16 protein-coding genes are annotated in these 13206 nt (G+C 60.3%); 6 read left to right on the top strand and 10 right to left on the bottom strand.

What is annotated here, in order from left to right; genetic code table 11:
• Positions 1-2: 2 nt before the first annotated feature.
• The 6 genes from NN484_RS16240 to NN484_RS16215 all read right to left on the bottom strand — a co-directional run bounded on the left by NN484_RS16240 (position 3) and on the right by NN484_RS16215 (position 4703).
• Positions 3-629 carry a response regulator transcription factor gene (locus NN484_RS16240; protein WP_127648754.1) on the bottom strand — a complete coding sequence of 209 codons (627 nt, stop codon included), beginning with the start codon at positions 627-629 and terminating at the stop codon, positions 3-5.
• A gap of 344 nt (positions 630-973) precedes the next feature.
• Complete coding sequence (locus NN484_RS16235) at positions 974-2302, bottom strand: deoxyguanosinetriphosphate triphosphohydrolase (RefSeq protein ID WP_127648753.1); 1329 nt, start codon at positions 2300-2302, stop codon at positions 974-976.
• Between the two features lie 76 nt (positions 2303-2378).
• Positions 2379-3542 (bottom strand): EAL domain-containing protein, encoded by a 1164-nt coding sequence (locus NN484_RS16230; RefSeq protein ID WP_215501971.1) that lies wholly within the window; start codon positions 3540-3542, stop codon positions 2379-2381.
• A gap of 125 nt (positions 3543-3667) precedes the next feature.
• Positions 3668-4006, bottom strand: coding sequence for a hypothetical protein (locus tag NN484_RS16225; RefSeq protein WP_102354011.1), 339 nt, complete (start codon positions 4004-4006; stop codon positions 3668-3670).
• Entirely contained in the window at positions 4003-4386 is a 384-nt protein-coding gene (locus NN484_RS16220) for a phage holin family protein (protein ID WP_215501970.1), read from the bottom strand. The genes NN484_RS16225 and NN484_RS16220 overlap by 4 nt, the downstream gene beginning before the upstream one ends.
• Before the next feature lie 2 nt (positions 4387-4388).
• Positions 4389-4703 (bottom strand): ElaB/YgaM/YqjD family protein, encoded by a 315-nt coding sequence (locus tag NN484_RS16215; protein WP_025113166.1) that lies wholly within the window; start codon positions 4701-4703, stop codon positions 4389-4391.
• Between the two features lie 306 nt (positions 4704-5009).
• Here NN484_RS16215 and NN484_RS16210 point away from each other — a divergent pair, with 306 nt between their 5' ends.
• Positions 5010-6218, top strand: coding sequence for an ammonium transporter (locus NN484_RS16210; RefSeq protein WP_274657474.1), 1209 nt, complete (start codon positions 5010-5012; stop codon positions 6216-6218).
• Here NN484_RS16210 and NN484_RS16205 read toward each other — a convergent pair.
• On the bottom strand, positions 6215-7927 hold the full coding sequence (locus tag NN484_RS16205; protein ID WP_274657473.1) for a cation:proton antiporter: 1713 nt from the start codon (positions 7925-7927) through the stop codon (positions 6215-6217). The two genes, NN484_RS16210 and NN484_RS16205, sit on opposite strands and share 4 nt — an antisense overlap.
• A 201-nt stretch (positions 7928-8128) precedes the next feature.
• Between NN484_RS16205 and NN484_RS16200 the strand changes: the two genes are divergently transcribed.
• The 3 genes from NN484_RS16200 to NN484_RS16190 all read left to right on the top strand — a co-directional run bounded on the left by NN484_RS16200 (position 8129) and on the right by NN484_RS16190 (position 9820).
• The gene (locus NN484_RS16200) at positions 8129-8365 is read left to right on the top strand and encodes a glutaredoxin family protein (RefSeq protein ID WP_127648748.1); all 237 of its coding nucleotides are present in this window, start codon (positions 8129-8131) and stop codon (positions 8363-8365) included.
• A gap of 165 nt (positions 8366-8530) precedes the next feature.
• A complete protein-coding gene (locus NN484_RS16195) occupies positions 8531-8848 on the top strand; it encodes a hypothetical protein (protein ID WP_064588512.1) in 318 nt (105 codons plus the stop codon).
• 81 nt (positions 8849-8929) lie between these two features.
• Positions 8930-9820, top strand: coding sequence for a pseudouridine synthase (locus NN484_RS16190; protein WP_274657472.1), 891 nt, complete (start codon positions 8930-8932; stop codon positions 9818-9820).
• 77 nt (positions 9821-9897) lie between these two features.
• Here NN484_RS16190 and NN484_RS16185 read toward each other — a convergent pair whose 3' ends face one another.
• Together NN484_RS16185 and mobA are read right to left on the bottom strand one after the other, a co-directional pair.
• Positions 9898-10119 (bottom strand): YgdI/YgdR family lipoprotein, encoded by a 222-nt coding sequence (locus NN484_RS16185; RefSeq protein ID WP_003226722.1) that lies wholly within the window; start codon positions 10117-10119, stop codon positions 9898-9900.
• A 78-nt stretch (positions 10120-10197) separates the two neighbouring features.
• On the bottom strand, positions 10198-10800 hold the full coding sequence (gene mobA, locus NN484_RS16180; protein ID WP_274657470.1) for a molybdenum cofactor guanylyltransferase MobA: 603 nt from the start codon (positions 10798-10800) through the stop codon (positions 10198-10200).
• A gap of 82 nt (positions 10801-10882) precedes the next feature.
• On the opposite strand from mobA, the gene moaB reads away from it, so the two are divergent.
• On the top strand, positions 10883-11422 hold the full coding sequence (moaB, locus tag NN484_RS16175; RefSeq protein WP_003226719.1) for a molybdenum cofactor biosynthesis protein B: 540 nt from the start codon (positions 10883-10885) through the stop codon (positions 11420-11422).
• A gap of 22 nt (positions 11423-11444) precedes the next feature.
• Positions 11445-12632 (top strand): molybdopterin molybdotransferase MoeA, encoded by a 1188-nt coding sequence (locus tag NN484_RS16170; RefSeq protein ID WP_274659303.1) that lies wholly within the window; start codon positions 11445-11447, stop codon positions 12630-12632.
• 57 nt (positions 12633-12689) lie between these two features.
• On the opposite strand, the gene NN484_RS16165 is transcribed toward NN484_RS16170, so the two are convergent.
• Positions 12690-12998: a hypothetical protein gene (locus NN484_RS16165; protein ID WP_174823769.1), complete on the bottom strand. Its 309-nt coding sequence runs from the start codon at positions 12996-12998 to the stop codon at positions 12690-12692.
• Between the last annotated feature and the right edge of the window lie 208 nt (positions 12999-13206).

The raw sequence follows: 13206 nt of genomic DNA, 5'->3' as shown, positions 1-13206 counted from the left end.
TCTCACACTAGCGCGTTGCGTTTGGCCATCTCGATAAGTTCAACCAGGGATCTGGCCTTGAGTTTTTGCATCAGGCGCTTCTTGTAGGTACTGACGGTCTTGTTGCTGAGAAACATGCCCTTGGCAATTTCCTTGTTGGTGCGACCTTGGGCAAATAACTGCAAGACCATAAGTTCCCGGTCATTGACGGACTTGAACAGTTCCAGTTCGGCATAACGCACATCGTCGCTGCGTACCGGATTCAACGCCTGGCTGGGGAAATAGTTGTAACCGGAAAGTACGGCCTTGATGGCGCTGACCAGTTCGCTCAAGTCCTCTTCCTTGCACACGTAACCGGATGCGCCGGACTGCATGCAGCGGATACCGAACAGCGTCGGGCATTGCGCGGTCAGTACCAGCGTCTTGAGCGGCATGCCCATGGCGTTGAAGCGGGCGAGGACTTCCAGGCCGTCGAGTTTGGGGATGCTGATATCGAGGATGATCAGGTCGGGCATGCATTCGCGGACCATTTGCATGGCGTCGACCCCGTTATCGGTTTCGCCGACGACCTTGTAACCTTCATGCTCGAGCAGCATTCGAACGGCAAGCCGGATGACGGGGTGATCATCGACAATAAAAACGGAGTTCATAATCAAATCCCATACGTGCGCGAATAAAGCGCGCACCTTAGCTCAGTTAAATGAGCGGTCGCATGAACTCACATGGCTTTAGCGGCAATATAGGATAAGTCCTACACACTAAAAGGAAATCTACTACGACAGAACTCTGTGTCGCGTAAGGAAGTGTTGAGCTTGTTTGTTTAGTTGAATGTTTTAAGTTGCGGGTCGAGTGTTTAAATAAGGTGTTGGGTTGAGGTTTTTTGCGTGAAACGTATTACGTTTCGCTCAGGGTATTTATCGAACAGGTCAGAGCCGATTTATTGGAAAACCGCTCGACCGGACAGCTGCGCTGACCGGTCAAGAAGCGCGCCCGGTCAGTGGCTGGAGCGCCCGGTCATTTCCAGCGCCATGTCACTGGCGTAGCTGTCGGTCATCCCGGCGATGAAGTCGATCATGCGCAGAAACGAAGTGTGCAGCGGTCCATGGGGGTCAGGGGCGTTGTTGCCCAAGAGGTCGAGAATACGCCGGCTCTTGAACGACGGGCTACGGCCGCCATGTTGCTCCAGCGCTGCGCCGCAGAACGCATTGAGGAGGATTTCCAGGGTGGTGTAGGCGCCGATTTCATGCAGCGTCTTGCGCTTGTCCTGGAAGATCTTCTTGCGGGCGATGTCCTTGGCGTTCAGCACGCAACGTTTGGCCGGGCCGTGCATGTGTTCGACGAGGTCGCCGTGCAGGGTGCCGGCCAGCAGCGCGTCCTGTTGCTCGACGAATGCCCGGGCGGCGGCATTCGTCAGGTGCTCGATGGCCTTGCCACGCAGGATCGCCAGTTTGCGCCGACGCGAATCCTGCGGGCCGAGCTGGCGATAAGTCTCCGGCAGATCGTCACCCACCAGGCCGAGCAGCAGCGATTCGACTTCTGCGTACTCCAGCAGCTCCATTTCCAGGCCGTCTTCGAGGTCGATCAGCGCATAGCAGATGTCGTCGGCAGCCTCCATCAGGTACACCAATGGGTGACGCGCCCAGCGCTGGTCTTCCAGCTGCGGCAGGCCGAGCTTGTGGGCGATCTGCTCGAGCAGCGGCAGTTCACTCTGATAGCAGCCGAACTTGTGTTTCTTGTAGCCCAGCGAGTCGGCGTGACGCGCGGTCCACGGATACTTCAGATAGGTGCCGAGGGTGGCGTAGGTGAGGCGGGTGCCGCCGTCGAACTGATGGTACTCAAGCTGAGTCAGCACCCGGAAACCTTGCGCGTTACCTTCGAAATTGAGGAAATCACCGCGCTCGGCTTCGCTCATGCCGTCGAGCCAGCCGCGCCCGGCCGCTTGCTGGAACCAGTGACGGATCGCGTCTTCACCGGAGTGGCCGAAGGGCGGGTTGCCGATGTCATGGGCCAGACAGGCCGACTGCACCACCATGCCCAGGTCGCTGGGTTCGCACCAGTCGGGCAGGGCACTGCGCAAGGTTTCACCGACGCGCATGCCCAGCGAACGGCCCACGCAGCTGACTTCCAGCGAGTGGGTCAGACGGGTGTGGATGTGGTCGTTACTCGATACCGGATGCACCTGGGTCTTGCGTCCCAGACGCCGGAAGGCGCCGGAGAAGATGATGCGGTCATGGTCTTTGTGGAACGGGCTGCGGCCCAGCTCTTGCGGGCTGTGCAGCGGTTTTCCAAGGCGTTCGCGGTTGAGCAGGGTCTGCCAATCCAAGGCTGGTTCTCTCCGTCGGTGATTGGGATGACTATGGCCCTAGCTTCCCGGTTCGCGCCTCCAGCTGCAAGCGGAACTACAGGCCCGCGGCATCAATATCGATCAGCAACAGGCGTTCGCCGTTATCGAAGAACTGGCCGGCGGTCAGGCAATACTGATTGCTGGTGGCGTCGCGGTAGGTGTTGGACAGGGTCAGACGGCGTTCCTCCCAGCCTTCGGCCAACAAGTGATAGAAGTACGGGCGCCATGACCAGTTGTGCCCCAGATAGCGGTTGTCGGCCATCCAGCCACCGGGGCGCCACTCAAGGTTCGGCGTCAGTTGCGTGCCGTGGCGATCGCACTGGTAGAACCGCAGCAACCACGGAAAGGCGTCCAGCTGTGGCAGCGCACTGAGCGGTGCATGGGTCTGAGCCCAGGCCTGGAGGATCGACATCAGTTCGCCGAGCTGTTGACGCATCTGCATCAGACGTCCGCGTTCGGCCAGTTTCTGCCGCACGTAGCGCTGGCGCAGTTCGGCGAAGCGTTGCACGAAGGCGTCAGACGGATAGAAGGCTTCCTGCGCCTTGGCGAAGAGAAATCCCTGGACGTATCGCGAGCCGCATTCCAGAGCGAAATTAAGTTGTGCCTCGGTTTCCACGCCTTCGGCAATGATCCAGCAGCCGGTCTTCTCGGCCATTTGCGCCAGCGCCTTGACCACGTCACTGCTCGGCCCGCCCAACGCTGCGGCCTGAAACAGGCGCATGTCGAGTTTGAGAATGTCCGGCTGCAAGGCCAGCACCCGGTCGAGCTGCGAATAGCCGGCGCCGAAATCGTCAATGGCGATGCGCGCACCGGCCTCGCGATAGCGGGCGACCACTTCAGCCAGGCGCTGACTGTTGCCACCCAGTTCGGTGATCTCGAAGACGATGCGCTGCGGATCGACGCCGTGGCGCAGCATCTGCTTGAGGCTGGGCAACGGCTGATCCGCGCGCAGGCGACTAATCCAGCGCGGCGACATGTTCAGGCTGAGAAACCACTCGGCGGGGGCTTCATGCAGTCGGCTCAGGGCATTGTCGCGAATCTGGCGGTCGAGGCGACGCAGGGCAACGGCGGGTGTGCGCGGGTCGGCGAACAGTGGTCCGACCGAGGCCAGTTGGCCGTCAGCCTGGCGCAGGCGACCCAGTGCCTCGACGCCTGCAATGCGTCCGGTGGCGGTATCGATGAAAGGCTGAAAGCAGGCGAGCGGTTGCCCGTCGATCACGGAGCCTCCTTAGTCGTTCTTGTTCTGGATGAACCCCGCAGACCAGGTAGGCGCGCGGGATTGAACCTCCGGATAAAAGAGGTTCATCCCGCGGGTATTGCAAGAATGCAGCCAGATGCGCGGGCTCAGCGTTTGCTTGAGCTCTGCATCACCAGTTTGATCAGTGGCCCGAGGCTGGTGCCCAGACGAATCAGCCGGGTCAGACCGCCGACGCCACCGCTTTTCGCGCCTTTGCCGGTGATGAATCCCAGCAGCGTGACCGCCGCCACGCCCCAGAGCGGCGCGTGTTTGATGCCGAAACCGTCCTGCAGGTTTTGCGTCATGCCGCGCATGCGCTGCAAGGGTTGCAGCACTTGCCCGGCTTCATGGCGGATTTCCTGGCGATGCATTTCCATGCGCAGGCGGATCAGCGCCTTGCGCATTTCCCGACGCGAGCTGTTGTGGGGAAGTTCAGGCAGGCTCATGGCAACAGGCGCTCCCGATCGTTGGCCAATTCTTCCAGGGTGCCGTGGAAGGGTGAGGACTCATCGAAGACTGCAGCCTTCAGGCGCAAGCCACAGAAAGCGGCCGCCAGGGTGTAGAACACGCACAGGCCGATGATGGCGGGCAGGCGGTAAGTGTCCCAGAACACAATCAGCACCAGCGTCGACAGACCGACCAGCAACAGCAGCGCAAACACCAGTGCCAGACCTGCAAACAGCAACAGGCTGACGGTACGTGCCTTCTGCTCCTGCAGCTCGATGCCGAACAGTTCGACATGGCTGTGCAGCAAACCAAGTACAGCGGCGCCCAGACGCCGCGTGGAGGAGGTGCCCGACCCCAGGCCGGATTCGCCGATCGACATGATCAGCGCCGAGTGGCCAGCAGGCCAATCAGAAAGCCCACCCCGGCGGCGATGCCCACTGATTGCCAAGGGTTGGCCGACACATAGTCTTCGGTGGCGGTGACGGCGGCCTGGCCGCGATCGCGCAGGGTGTCTTCGGTCAGCTTCAGGGTTTCGCGGGCGCGCAGCAGGCTGTCGTGGATCTGTTCGCGCAGCTCATCGGCCTGATCGCCCGCCAGCGTCGCGGTGTGCTCGAGCAACCGTTCGGTGTCGGCGACCAGAGTCTGGAAGTCGTTCATCAGGATTTCTTGAGCAGTCTTTGCCTTGATGCTGGCCATGGGTGGATCTCCGTAAGTGACGTCTGAAGCGTTCGAGTATGAGCCTTGCGCGAAGGTTCAGTACAAATGACTGGTACAGCTTTTGCTATGTCGTGGTGCGTCCTGCAGTCGTCGTGCGCTGTTGGCGGGCGTACATGCAGGAAAACCTTAACTCAAATAATCCTGGTTCGTGTCAGGACATCGACCTGGTGCGCCAAAGTGGTTCATCGCAGCTTCAGTGCGGTGCCGCGCAAGGCGCAACTTGGTGCATGAATTGTCCGCGCGAACCGCTTTGGTGCCTTTTTCAGCCTTCAGGTCTGCCTCTTTATGGAAAATCTGCAAAGCGCTGTGGACACGCTGGTTCACAGTTCCAACACGCTGTTCATTCTGATCGGTGCGGTGATGGTGCTGGCGATGCACGCCGGTTTCGCCTTCCTTGAAGTGGGTACGGTTCGCCAGAAGAACCAGGTCAACGCGCTGTCGAAGATTCTCAGCGACTTCGCGGTCTCGACCCTGGCCTATTTCTTTATAGGCTATTGGATCTCCTACGGGGTGACCTTCATGCAACCGGCGGCGGTACTCAGTGCCGATCACGGTTACGGTCTGGTGAAGTTTTTCTTCCTGCTGACCTTCGCTGCAGCGATCCCGGCGATCATTTCCGGCGGCATCGCCGAGCGTGCACGGTTCGTACCGCAGCTGTGCGCGACGGCGCTGATCGTAGCGTTCATCTACCCGTTTTTCGAAGGCATGATCTGGAACGGTAACTATGGTCTGCAAGCCTGGCTGACGGCCCGATTCGGTGCGGCGTTCCATGATTTCGCCGGCTCCGTGGTGGTTCATGCCATGGGCGGCTGGCTGGCGCTGGCGGCGGTGCTGTTGCTCGGTCCGCGCAACGGGCGTTATCGCGACGGGCGCCTGGTGGCATTCGCGCCGTCGAGCATTCCGTTTCTGGCGCTGGGTTCGTGGATTCTCATTGTCGGCTGGTTCGGCTTCAACGTGATGAGCGCGCAAACCTTGCAGGGTGTCAGCGGTCTGGTCGCGGTCAACTCGTTGATGGCGATGGTCGGCGGCACGGTGGCGGCGTTGATCGCCGGGCGCAACGACCCGGGCTTTTTGCACAACGGCCCATTGGCCGGGCTGGTGGCGGTCTGCGCCGGTTCTGACCTGATGCACCCGGTCGGTGCCTTGGTCACCGGCGCGATTGCCGGCGCATTGTTTGTGTGGTGCTTTACCGCCGCGCAAGTCAAATGGCGCATCGACGATGTGCTGGGGGTCTGGCCGTTGCACGGTTTGTGCGGGGTGTGGGGCGGGGTTGCCTGCGGCATCTTCGGCCAGAGCGCGCTCGGTGGCCTCGGTGGTGTCAGCCTGATCAGCCAGTTGATCGGCACCGCGCTCGGCGTGGTGGTCGCGCTGATCGGTGGTTTTGCCGTCTACGGTTTGATCAAGGCGTTGCACGGTCTGCGCCTGAGTCAGGAACAGGAGTATTACGGCGCCGACCTGTCGCTGCACAAGATCGGCGCGGTCAGTCAGGATTAGGTTTCCTCATCGTCGGCACCGGGGTAAAACCCGTGCAGCAGGCGATAACGGTCACTGCGCACCTGATCGACTCGCTCCTGTACCTGCCGCGCTGGCAGACCGAGCAGGATCAGTGCGTGAGAGCCGAGCATCAGGCTCGACTCCAACAGTTCCGGCACCACTTCGGTGGCGCCGGCCGCCTTGAGCTCGGCCAATTGGCTATCGTCGCGGGTGCGCACCAGTATCGGCACTTGATCATTGTGGCGGCGTGCTTCCTTGAGAATATGCAGGGCAACGTCGCATTGATCCACGGCGATTACCACCAGTCGTGCGCGCAACAGTCCGACGGCGATCAGCAGATCGGTGCGAGAAGAGTCGCCGTAATACACATTGCTTTCGCCGACGGCAGCTTCCTGGATCCGCACCGGGTCGTTGTCCAGAGCAATGTAAGGCTGATTGGCATTGCGCATGAAACGGCCGATGGACTGGCCGACCCGCCCGTATCCACAAATCACCACATGCTGGTCGAGGTCGGCGTTGAGCGCGCTGATCTCTTCGATTTGCGCTTCCTGGTTCGGCTTGCGATGCAGGCGCAAGGCAATTTTCGGCGCCGCGCGCAGTAACAGCGGGGTCAGCAGCATCGAGCAGAATGTTGCCGCCAACAGCAGGGCGCCCAACTCGGCAGGCAGTATCTTGTTTTGCTGCATCTGCGCCATCAACGCGAAGCAGAATTCACCCCCTTGCGCCAGGGCCAGGCCGCTGCGCCAGGCGGTTTCGTGATCGCTGCCGCGCCACTTCACCAGCAGCGCCACGACCGAGCCCTTGAGCAGCATCAGGCCGAGGGTAAGACCGATGATCAGCACGCTGTGGCTGACAAACAGTTGCAAGTCGATCAGCATGCCGATGCTGACGAAAAACACCCCGAGCAGAATGTCGCGAAAGGGCCGGATGTCGGCCTCGATCTGGTGGCGGTAGTGACTTTCGCCCAGCAGCATGCCGGCCAGAAATGCACCGAGAGCCGGGGACAGGCCCAGCAGGTGCGTCAGCCATGCGGTCAGCAGCACAATGACCAGCGCCAGCAGCACGAACAATTCCGCCGAGCGCGAGGCGGCCACTTCATGAAACAGCCGTGGCAGCAACCAGCGGCTGGCCAGCAGCAAACCGAAAAACAGCACCACGGTCTTTGCCAGGGTCAGTGGCAAGGCCCAATACCAGGCTTGTGCGCTGCTCCCGGCGAACACCGGTACCAGCGTCAGCAGCAACACCGCGACCACGTCCTGAAACAACAAGACCCCGACGGCGTTCTGCCCGTGACTGCTGAACACTTCGCCCAGGCTGCTCAGCTCCTTGGTGACAATCGCCGTCGACGACAACGACAGCCCGGCCCCAAGCAACAGCGCCGGGGGCACCGGTATGCCCAGCAGGATCAACACCAGGCCCAGCAACGCTGTGCTGAGCAACACTTGCTGACTGCCCAGGCGAAACACCACCTGACGCAGCGCGATCATTTTCGACAGGGAAAACTCTAGGCCCAGCGAAAACAGCAGGAACACCACGCCCAGCTCGGCCACGTCAGGCAGGTGTTCACTCTCGTTGACCCAGTCGAATGCGGTCGGCCCGACCATCAGACCCACGCAGAGATAGCCCAGCACCGGCGGCAAGCGCAGACGGCGGAACAGGGCAATCATCACCAGGGACGACGCGAGGATGATCAGCAGGTTGGCAAACACAAGACACTCCGATGGCAGGCTCTGGCTTCTCAAGCGTAGAGGCAAAAAGCGCGGGAGCATCGCCTGATTGGCTTTTTTGCGGACTGATTTGCGTCAGGGTTTTGCGTATCTGACGCCGTGTCCGGTCCTTTGGGCAGCCGCGGCTCGACGGGTTTTCGAGGCGGGCCTAGAATGAACGCTCATTTTTCCGGTTGAGCGATCATGCCTCCTGAATGTCAGTTGTTCGGCACCCTGGGATGTCATCTGTGCGAGTTGGCAGAGGCCGAATTGATGCCTTTTGTCGAGCACGGTCTGCTGGTGGAGCTGGTGGATATTGCCGACGATGAATCCTGGTACGAGGCTTACAGCCTGCGGATTCCGCTGCTGCGCCGGGTGGATAATGGCGCAGAACTGGGCTGGCCATTCAACGCTGATCAGGTGGTGGCATTCCTACGCTGAGCCGTTTCCCGGTGGCGTGCCACTGTCTTCCGCCGGTCGCGACCGTGCATCCATCCCTTGGCACTTTGCGGATTATTCGGTTACTGTATGTCTATACAGTAATTGGGTTGGCCTGCTGCTTTTCATGACTTGAGCAGGTGAATCCGGCAGTCAGAGGGACGAACCGTGGTCAATGTCGAACAGTTGAAGAACAGCGTGAACCGGATGTCGGTTGACGTGGTGCGCGAGGCGGTCCTCGAGCTGCGTCTGGACGGGCTGGTCACGGAGGGCAAGACGCCGTTCAACAAATTGCATTTCAATACTTGCTTCGCCGAAATCGAGGCGCTGTTCCAGCGTGCCGGTTATCACAAACAACTGGATGTTGTCGGCTATCAGGGGCTGCTGTACGCCTTGTATGACCCGGGGCGCTGGGAAGCGGTCGATGTGCTGCGCTGGCTCAAGGAATTCACCGAAGCCGCAGCGCTGAAGGCGATCCCGGCCTGAGGCGGGCGGCGGAATCTGCACTAGGTTCGTATCGCTCGGTGTTGGATAATGCCGACCTGCATTGAGGGTTCGAATTTCCGTATGTCCACACCAACATTTTCCGCTGCTAAGAATCAGGCCAGCACCCTTTACTTGCCGCCGGGCGCCTGGCTGACCGTGCTGGATTGCCTGTGTGAGCATTTCAGTGCGATCAGTCGCGAGCAATGGCTGGACCGGATCGCCCGGGGGCGGGTGCTGGATGGTCAGGGCCAGCCGATTGCGCTGGACCTGCCATACAAGGAAGGCCTGCGCATTCACTACTTCCGTGAAGTGCCGGATGAAAAGCCAATTCCGGTGCTGGAATCGATCCTCTATGCGGACGAACATCTGGTGGTGGCGGACAAACCGCATTTTCTGCCGGTGACACCGGCCGGCGAGTACGTCGAGCAGACGTTGTTGCGCCGACTGATCCGGCGCCTGGACAACCCGCATCTGGTGCCGCTGCACCGCATCGACCGGCACACGGCGGGGCTGGTGATTTTCTCGGCCAATCCGCAGACCCGTTCGGCCTATCAGTCGTTGTTCCCGACCCGGCAGATCGAAAAACGTTATGAAGCGATCGCCCGTGCGCTGCCAGCGCTGGAATTTCCCCTCGTACACAAAAGTCGTCTGATCGATGGCGAACCGTTCTTCCGCATGCAGGAAGGCCCAGGCATCGCCAATACGGAAACAGCGGTGGAGGTGCGGGAAAAGAACGGCGAGCTGTGGCGCTACGGGCTGTACCCGGTGACCGGCAAGAAGCATCAGTTGCGGGTACACATGACCGCGCTGGGGGCGAGTATCTGTAACGATCCGTTTTACCCGGATGTGTTGAAAGACGTTGAGGATGACTACGCCAATCCGTTGAAGTTGCTGGCGCAGGGGTTGCGCTTTGTCGACCCGGTGACGGGCGAAGAGCGGTCATTCGAGAGCCAGATCACCCTGCAGTGGTGACGCTGTTCACTTTTCCAGCGCCCATGAAAAAGCCCGCAGCAATGCGGGCTTTTCTGTATCCGGTGTCGACGTAAAGCTTACAGCTCTTTAACGGTACGAACCTGATCCTTGTTGATGCGGGTCTCTTTGCCGTCCAGTTGCTTGAACTCGTAGAAGCCCGAATCTTCGTCGTATTTAGGGGTGTCGACGGCCTGGATTTCGCGACCGTCATTCAAGGTGATCACTGTTGGCGACGAGCAACCAGCGAGCGTTGCCAGGCCCAGTGCGAGCATGAAAGTGGCGAGGGTCCGTTGAGTCATGGGTGTGTCTCCGAATGGGAATACTTTTGGTTACTGAGCTTGAGACGTATACAAGGCCTGAGAGTTCCTTGAATGCTGTCAGTCTGACACAGTGTTATGCGCATTTAACAGTTCGGGGGTGTTCAGGTTGGCCAGGCGCGGGTCATTGTCCGGGCATTGCAGGGCCGTGGCGCCGAGGTTGCGCATGACCCGGCCGGGGCTGCGTTCACCGGCGTTCCAGGCGGTTTCGAACGCGGGTAAAAGGGCCACCGGAATCACGCACAGCAGGGGTTCCCAGTGGTCGTCATGACGCAACATTAAAGGTTTTTCAGGAAACTGGCCGGCGGTTGCACGCATGTCGTGCAGCAGCGCGGCGTCGATGCGCGGTACGTCGCAGGGCAGAACTAGCATGTGTGACCGGCGCGCGGCCTTCAGTCCGGCGAGGATGCCGGCCAACGGGCCCGGAAAGTCGCCTTCTTCATCGCTCACCAGTTGGTCGGCGTAGGCGGCATAACGCTCGCGATTGCGGTTGCAGGAGATGATCAGATCGTCGGTCAGCGGCCGCACCTTGCGCTGCAAATGCGCAATCAGCGGTTCACCCTGCCATTCGACCAGGCCTTTGTCCTGGCCGCCCATGCGCTGACCGCGTCCGCCCGCCAGGAGCAGAATGGAGCAGGGGGGCAATGGCGTGTTCGAGGTCATGGCAGCTCTCCAGCAGGGCGGCGAAAAATTCAGGCGCTGTGATATAACACCGGGCTGTTTCTCCTACAACTGGACGAGCCTAATGAAAGCCAAGGCCGATGTACCTTTTGCACCGCTGAACATTGCAGTGCTGACTGTCAGCGATACCCGAACCCTGGAAACCGACACCTCAGGCCAGGTCTTCGTCGACCGCCTGACCGCTGCCGGCCACCGCTTGGCCGAACGGGTTTTGCTCAAAGATGACCTGTACAAAATCCGCGCGCAAGTTGCCCACTGGATTGCCGAGGACGTGGTGCAGGTCGTACTGATTACCGGCGGCACCGGTTTCACCGGGCGTGACAGCACACCGGAAGCCGTGGCGTGCCTGCTCGACAAACAAGTCGATGGCTTTGGTGAGTTGTTCCGTCAGATTTCGGTCGCTGACATCGGCACCTCGACCGTGCAATCGCGGGCACTGGCCGGTCTGGCCAATGGCACGCTGGTGTGCTGCCTGCCCGGATCGACCAACGCGGTGCGCACCGGTTGGGATGGCATTCTGGCCGAGCAGCTGGATTCGCGGCACCGTCCGTGCAACTTCGTGCCTCACCTGAAACAGGCGGCGCCTTGTGAATCCCGTGGGTAAGCCGGGCAAGACCGGCAGCCTGATGCCTGTCGAAGTAGCGCTGGCCCGCCTGCTGGCAATGGCCGATGCCACGCCGATTGTTGAGCGTGAGTTCCTGCCGTTGGCTGACGTTGAGGGGCGGGTGCTGGCCGAAGACTTGATCTCCACACTGGACCTGCCGCCCTGGCCAAACAGCGCCATGGATGGTTACGCCCTGAATCTCGCCGATTGGACGGGCGAGCCGCTACCGGTCAGCCAAAAGGTGTTCGCCGGGCAGGCGCCCGAGCCTTTGGAACCCGGCACTTGTGCGCGAATCTTTACCGGTGCGCCTGTACCTGCCGGAGCGGATTGCGTGCAGATGCAGGAAAACGCCGAGGTTCAGGACGATGGCCGGGTGCGTTTCACCCAAGCCATGAGCGTTGGCCAGAACATACGCCCGCAAGGCCAGGAAACCACCGTCGGTGAGCTGGTCCTGCCGGCAGGCACGCGGTTGGGGCCGATCGAGCAAGGTTTGTCGGCATCGCTGGGTTGCGCCGGGCTCAATGTGGTGCGCAAGGTGCGGGTGGCGGTGCTGTCTACCGGAGATGAGCTGGTCGAGCCAGGCCAGGCGTTGGGCCCGGGCCAGATCTACAACAGCAATCGGGTGGTATTGTGCAGCTGGCTGCAGCGCCTGGGTTGTGAGGTGGTCGATGCCGGCATTCTTCCGGATGATCTGGCCACCACCCGTGCGCGCTTGGGCGAGTTGCAGGATGTTGATCTGATCCTTTCCACGGGTGGTGTCTCAGTTGGCGAAGCGGATTTTCTTGGCATCGCACTGAGAGAAGAGGGCGAGCTGGCACTGTGGAAACTGGCAATCAAACCTGGGAAACCGCTGACGTTCGGCCATTTTCGCAATGTGCCGGTCATTGGTCTGCCCGGTAACCCCGCTTCGACGCTGGTGACCTTTGCCCTGCTCACGCGGCCTTACCTGTTGCGGCGTCAGGGTGTGCAGGATGTCGAACCGCTGAAGTTCTCGGTGCCAGCAGGGTTTGTCTGGCCTGTGGCGGGTAATCGGCGTGAATACTTGCGCGGCCGACTCGAACAGGGACGGGCAATCATCTACCGCAATCAAAGTTCAGGCGTGCTGCGCAGCGCTGCCTGGGCGGATGGATTGGTAGAAGTGCTGGAGGGGCGCACGCTGGTAGAAGACGATCAAGTTGTCTTCATCCCTCTGAGCGATCTGCTCGGCTGAGCCCCGTCTTGCAAGTGCAGGCTCGACCGATACCGCGTCGATGCCTGCGTTCCCCAATCAATGGCTCATCAATGTGACCAACTGATCGAACCGGCTGTTGGCGACCCATCCCAGCAGTCCCAACACCACCGCTGTTGCCCCCGCCGAATAGGCGAGACGGTGTTTGATCGTTTTGACATCGCTGCGGACTTCATCCATATCCCGGCGAATGTATTTGAGATGGGTTTCCAGTTCGGTCACGCGCGGTTCCATATCGACTTCTCCGGTGGTTCTGGCGCTCTTTTTGAAATCGGATTTGTGGCTGGCGCGACTTTCGGTGAGAGGGGCCACCGGACTCGTTGAGACTCTGGCTTCATGGCTATGCATGGAAATGTCCGTCGGCAGTTTCAAATGTAAGCTCGCTAACCTTTCCATCATTCAAACTGTTACCCGTTCCGAGGGTGTATCCACTCATTACCTGCACATCCTTGTGTTGTTAAATCGAAGATTGATACCACCTGCACACGGTGAATCAATGATCGCGACGGGTCAATTGAGCCGATTCCTCACATGTTGTAAGAAAAAATACCGCCCT

The sequence above is a fragment of the Pseudomonas serboccidentalis genome, assembly GCF_028830055.1.
GTDB lineage: Bacteria > Pseudomonadota > Gammaproteobacteria > Pseudomonadales > Pseudomonadaceae > Aquipseudomonas > Aquipseudomonas serboccidentalis.
The sequence above is the reverse complement of the archived record's forward strand: the minus strand, read 5'-3'. Positions and strand labels throughout refer to the sequence as shown.

What these genes read in the sequence shown, in the direction of transcription:
- NN484_RS16165 (WP_174823769.1), bottom strand. Translation starts at nt 12,998, where the DNA reads ATGCATAGCCATGAAGCCAGAGTCTCAACGAGTCCGGTGGCCCCTCTC.
- NN484_RS16240 (WP_127648754.1), bottom strand. Translation starts at nt 629, where the DNA reads ATGAACTCCGTTTTTATTGTCGATGATCACCCCGTCATCCGGCTTGCC.
- NN484_RS16215 (WP_025113166.1), bottom strand. Translation starts at nt 4,703, where the DNA reads ATGGCCAGCATCAAGGCAAAGACTGCTCAAGAAATCCTGATGAACGAC.
- NN484_RS16200 (WP_127648748.1), top strand. Translation starts at nt 8,129, where the DNA reads ATGCCTCCTGAATGTCAGTTGTTCGGCACCCTGGGATGTCATCTGTGC.
- NN484_RS16210 (WP_274657474.1), top strand. Translation starts at nt 5,010, where the DNA reads ATGGAAAATCTGCAAAGCGCTGTGGACACGCTGGTTCACAGTTCCAAC.
- NN484_RS16190 (WP_274657472.1), top strand. Translation starts at nt 8,930, where the DNA reads ATGTCCACACCAACATTTTCCGCTGCTAAGAATCAGGCCAGCACCCTT.
- NN484_RS16185 (WP_003226722.1), bottom strand. Translation starts at nt 10,119, where the DNA reads ATGACTCAACGGACCCTCGCCACTTTCATGCTCGCACTGGGCCTGGCA.
- moaB (WP_003226719.1), top strand. Translation starts at nt 10,883, where the DNA reads ATGAAAGCCAAGGCCGATGTACCTTTTGCACCGCTGAACATTGCAGTG.
- mobA (WP_274657470.1), bottom strand. Translation starts at nt 10,800, where the DNA reads ATGACCTCGAACACGCCATTGCCCCCCTGCTCCATTCTGCTCCTGGCG.
- NN484_RS16170 (WP_274659303.1), top strand. Translation starts at nt 11,445, where the DNA reads ATGCCTGTCGAAGTAGCGCTGGCCCGCCTGCTGGCAATGGCCGATGCC.
- NN484_RS16225 (WP_102354011.1), bottom strand. Translation starts at nt 4,006, where the DNA reads ATGAGCCTGCCTGAACTTCCCCACAACAGCTCGCGTCGGGAAATGCGC.
- NN484_RS16220 (WP_215501970.1), bottom strand. Translation starts at nt 4,386, where the DNA reads ATGTCGATCGGCGAATCCGGCCTGGGGTCGGGCACCTCCTCCACGCGG.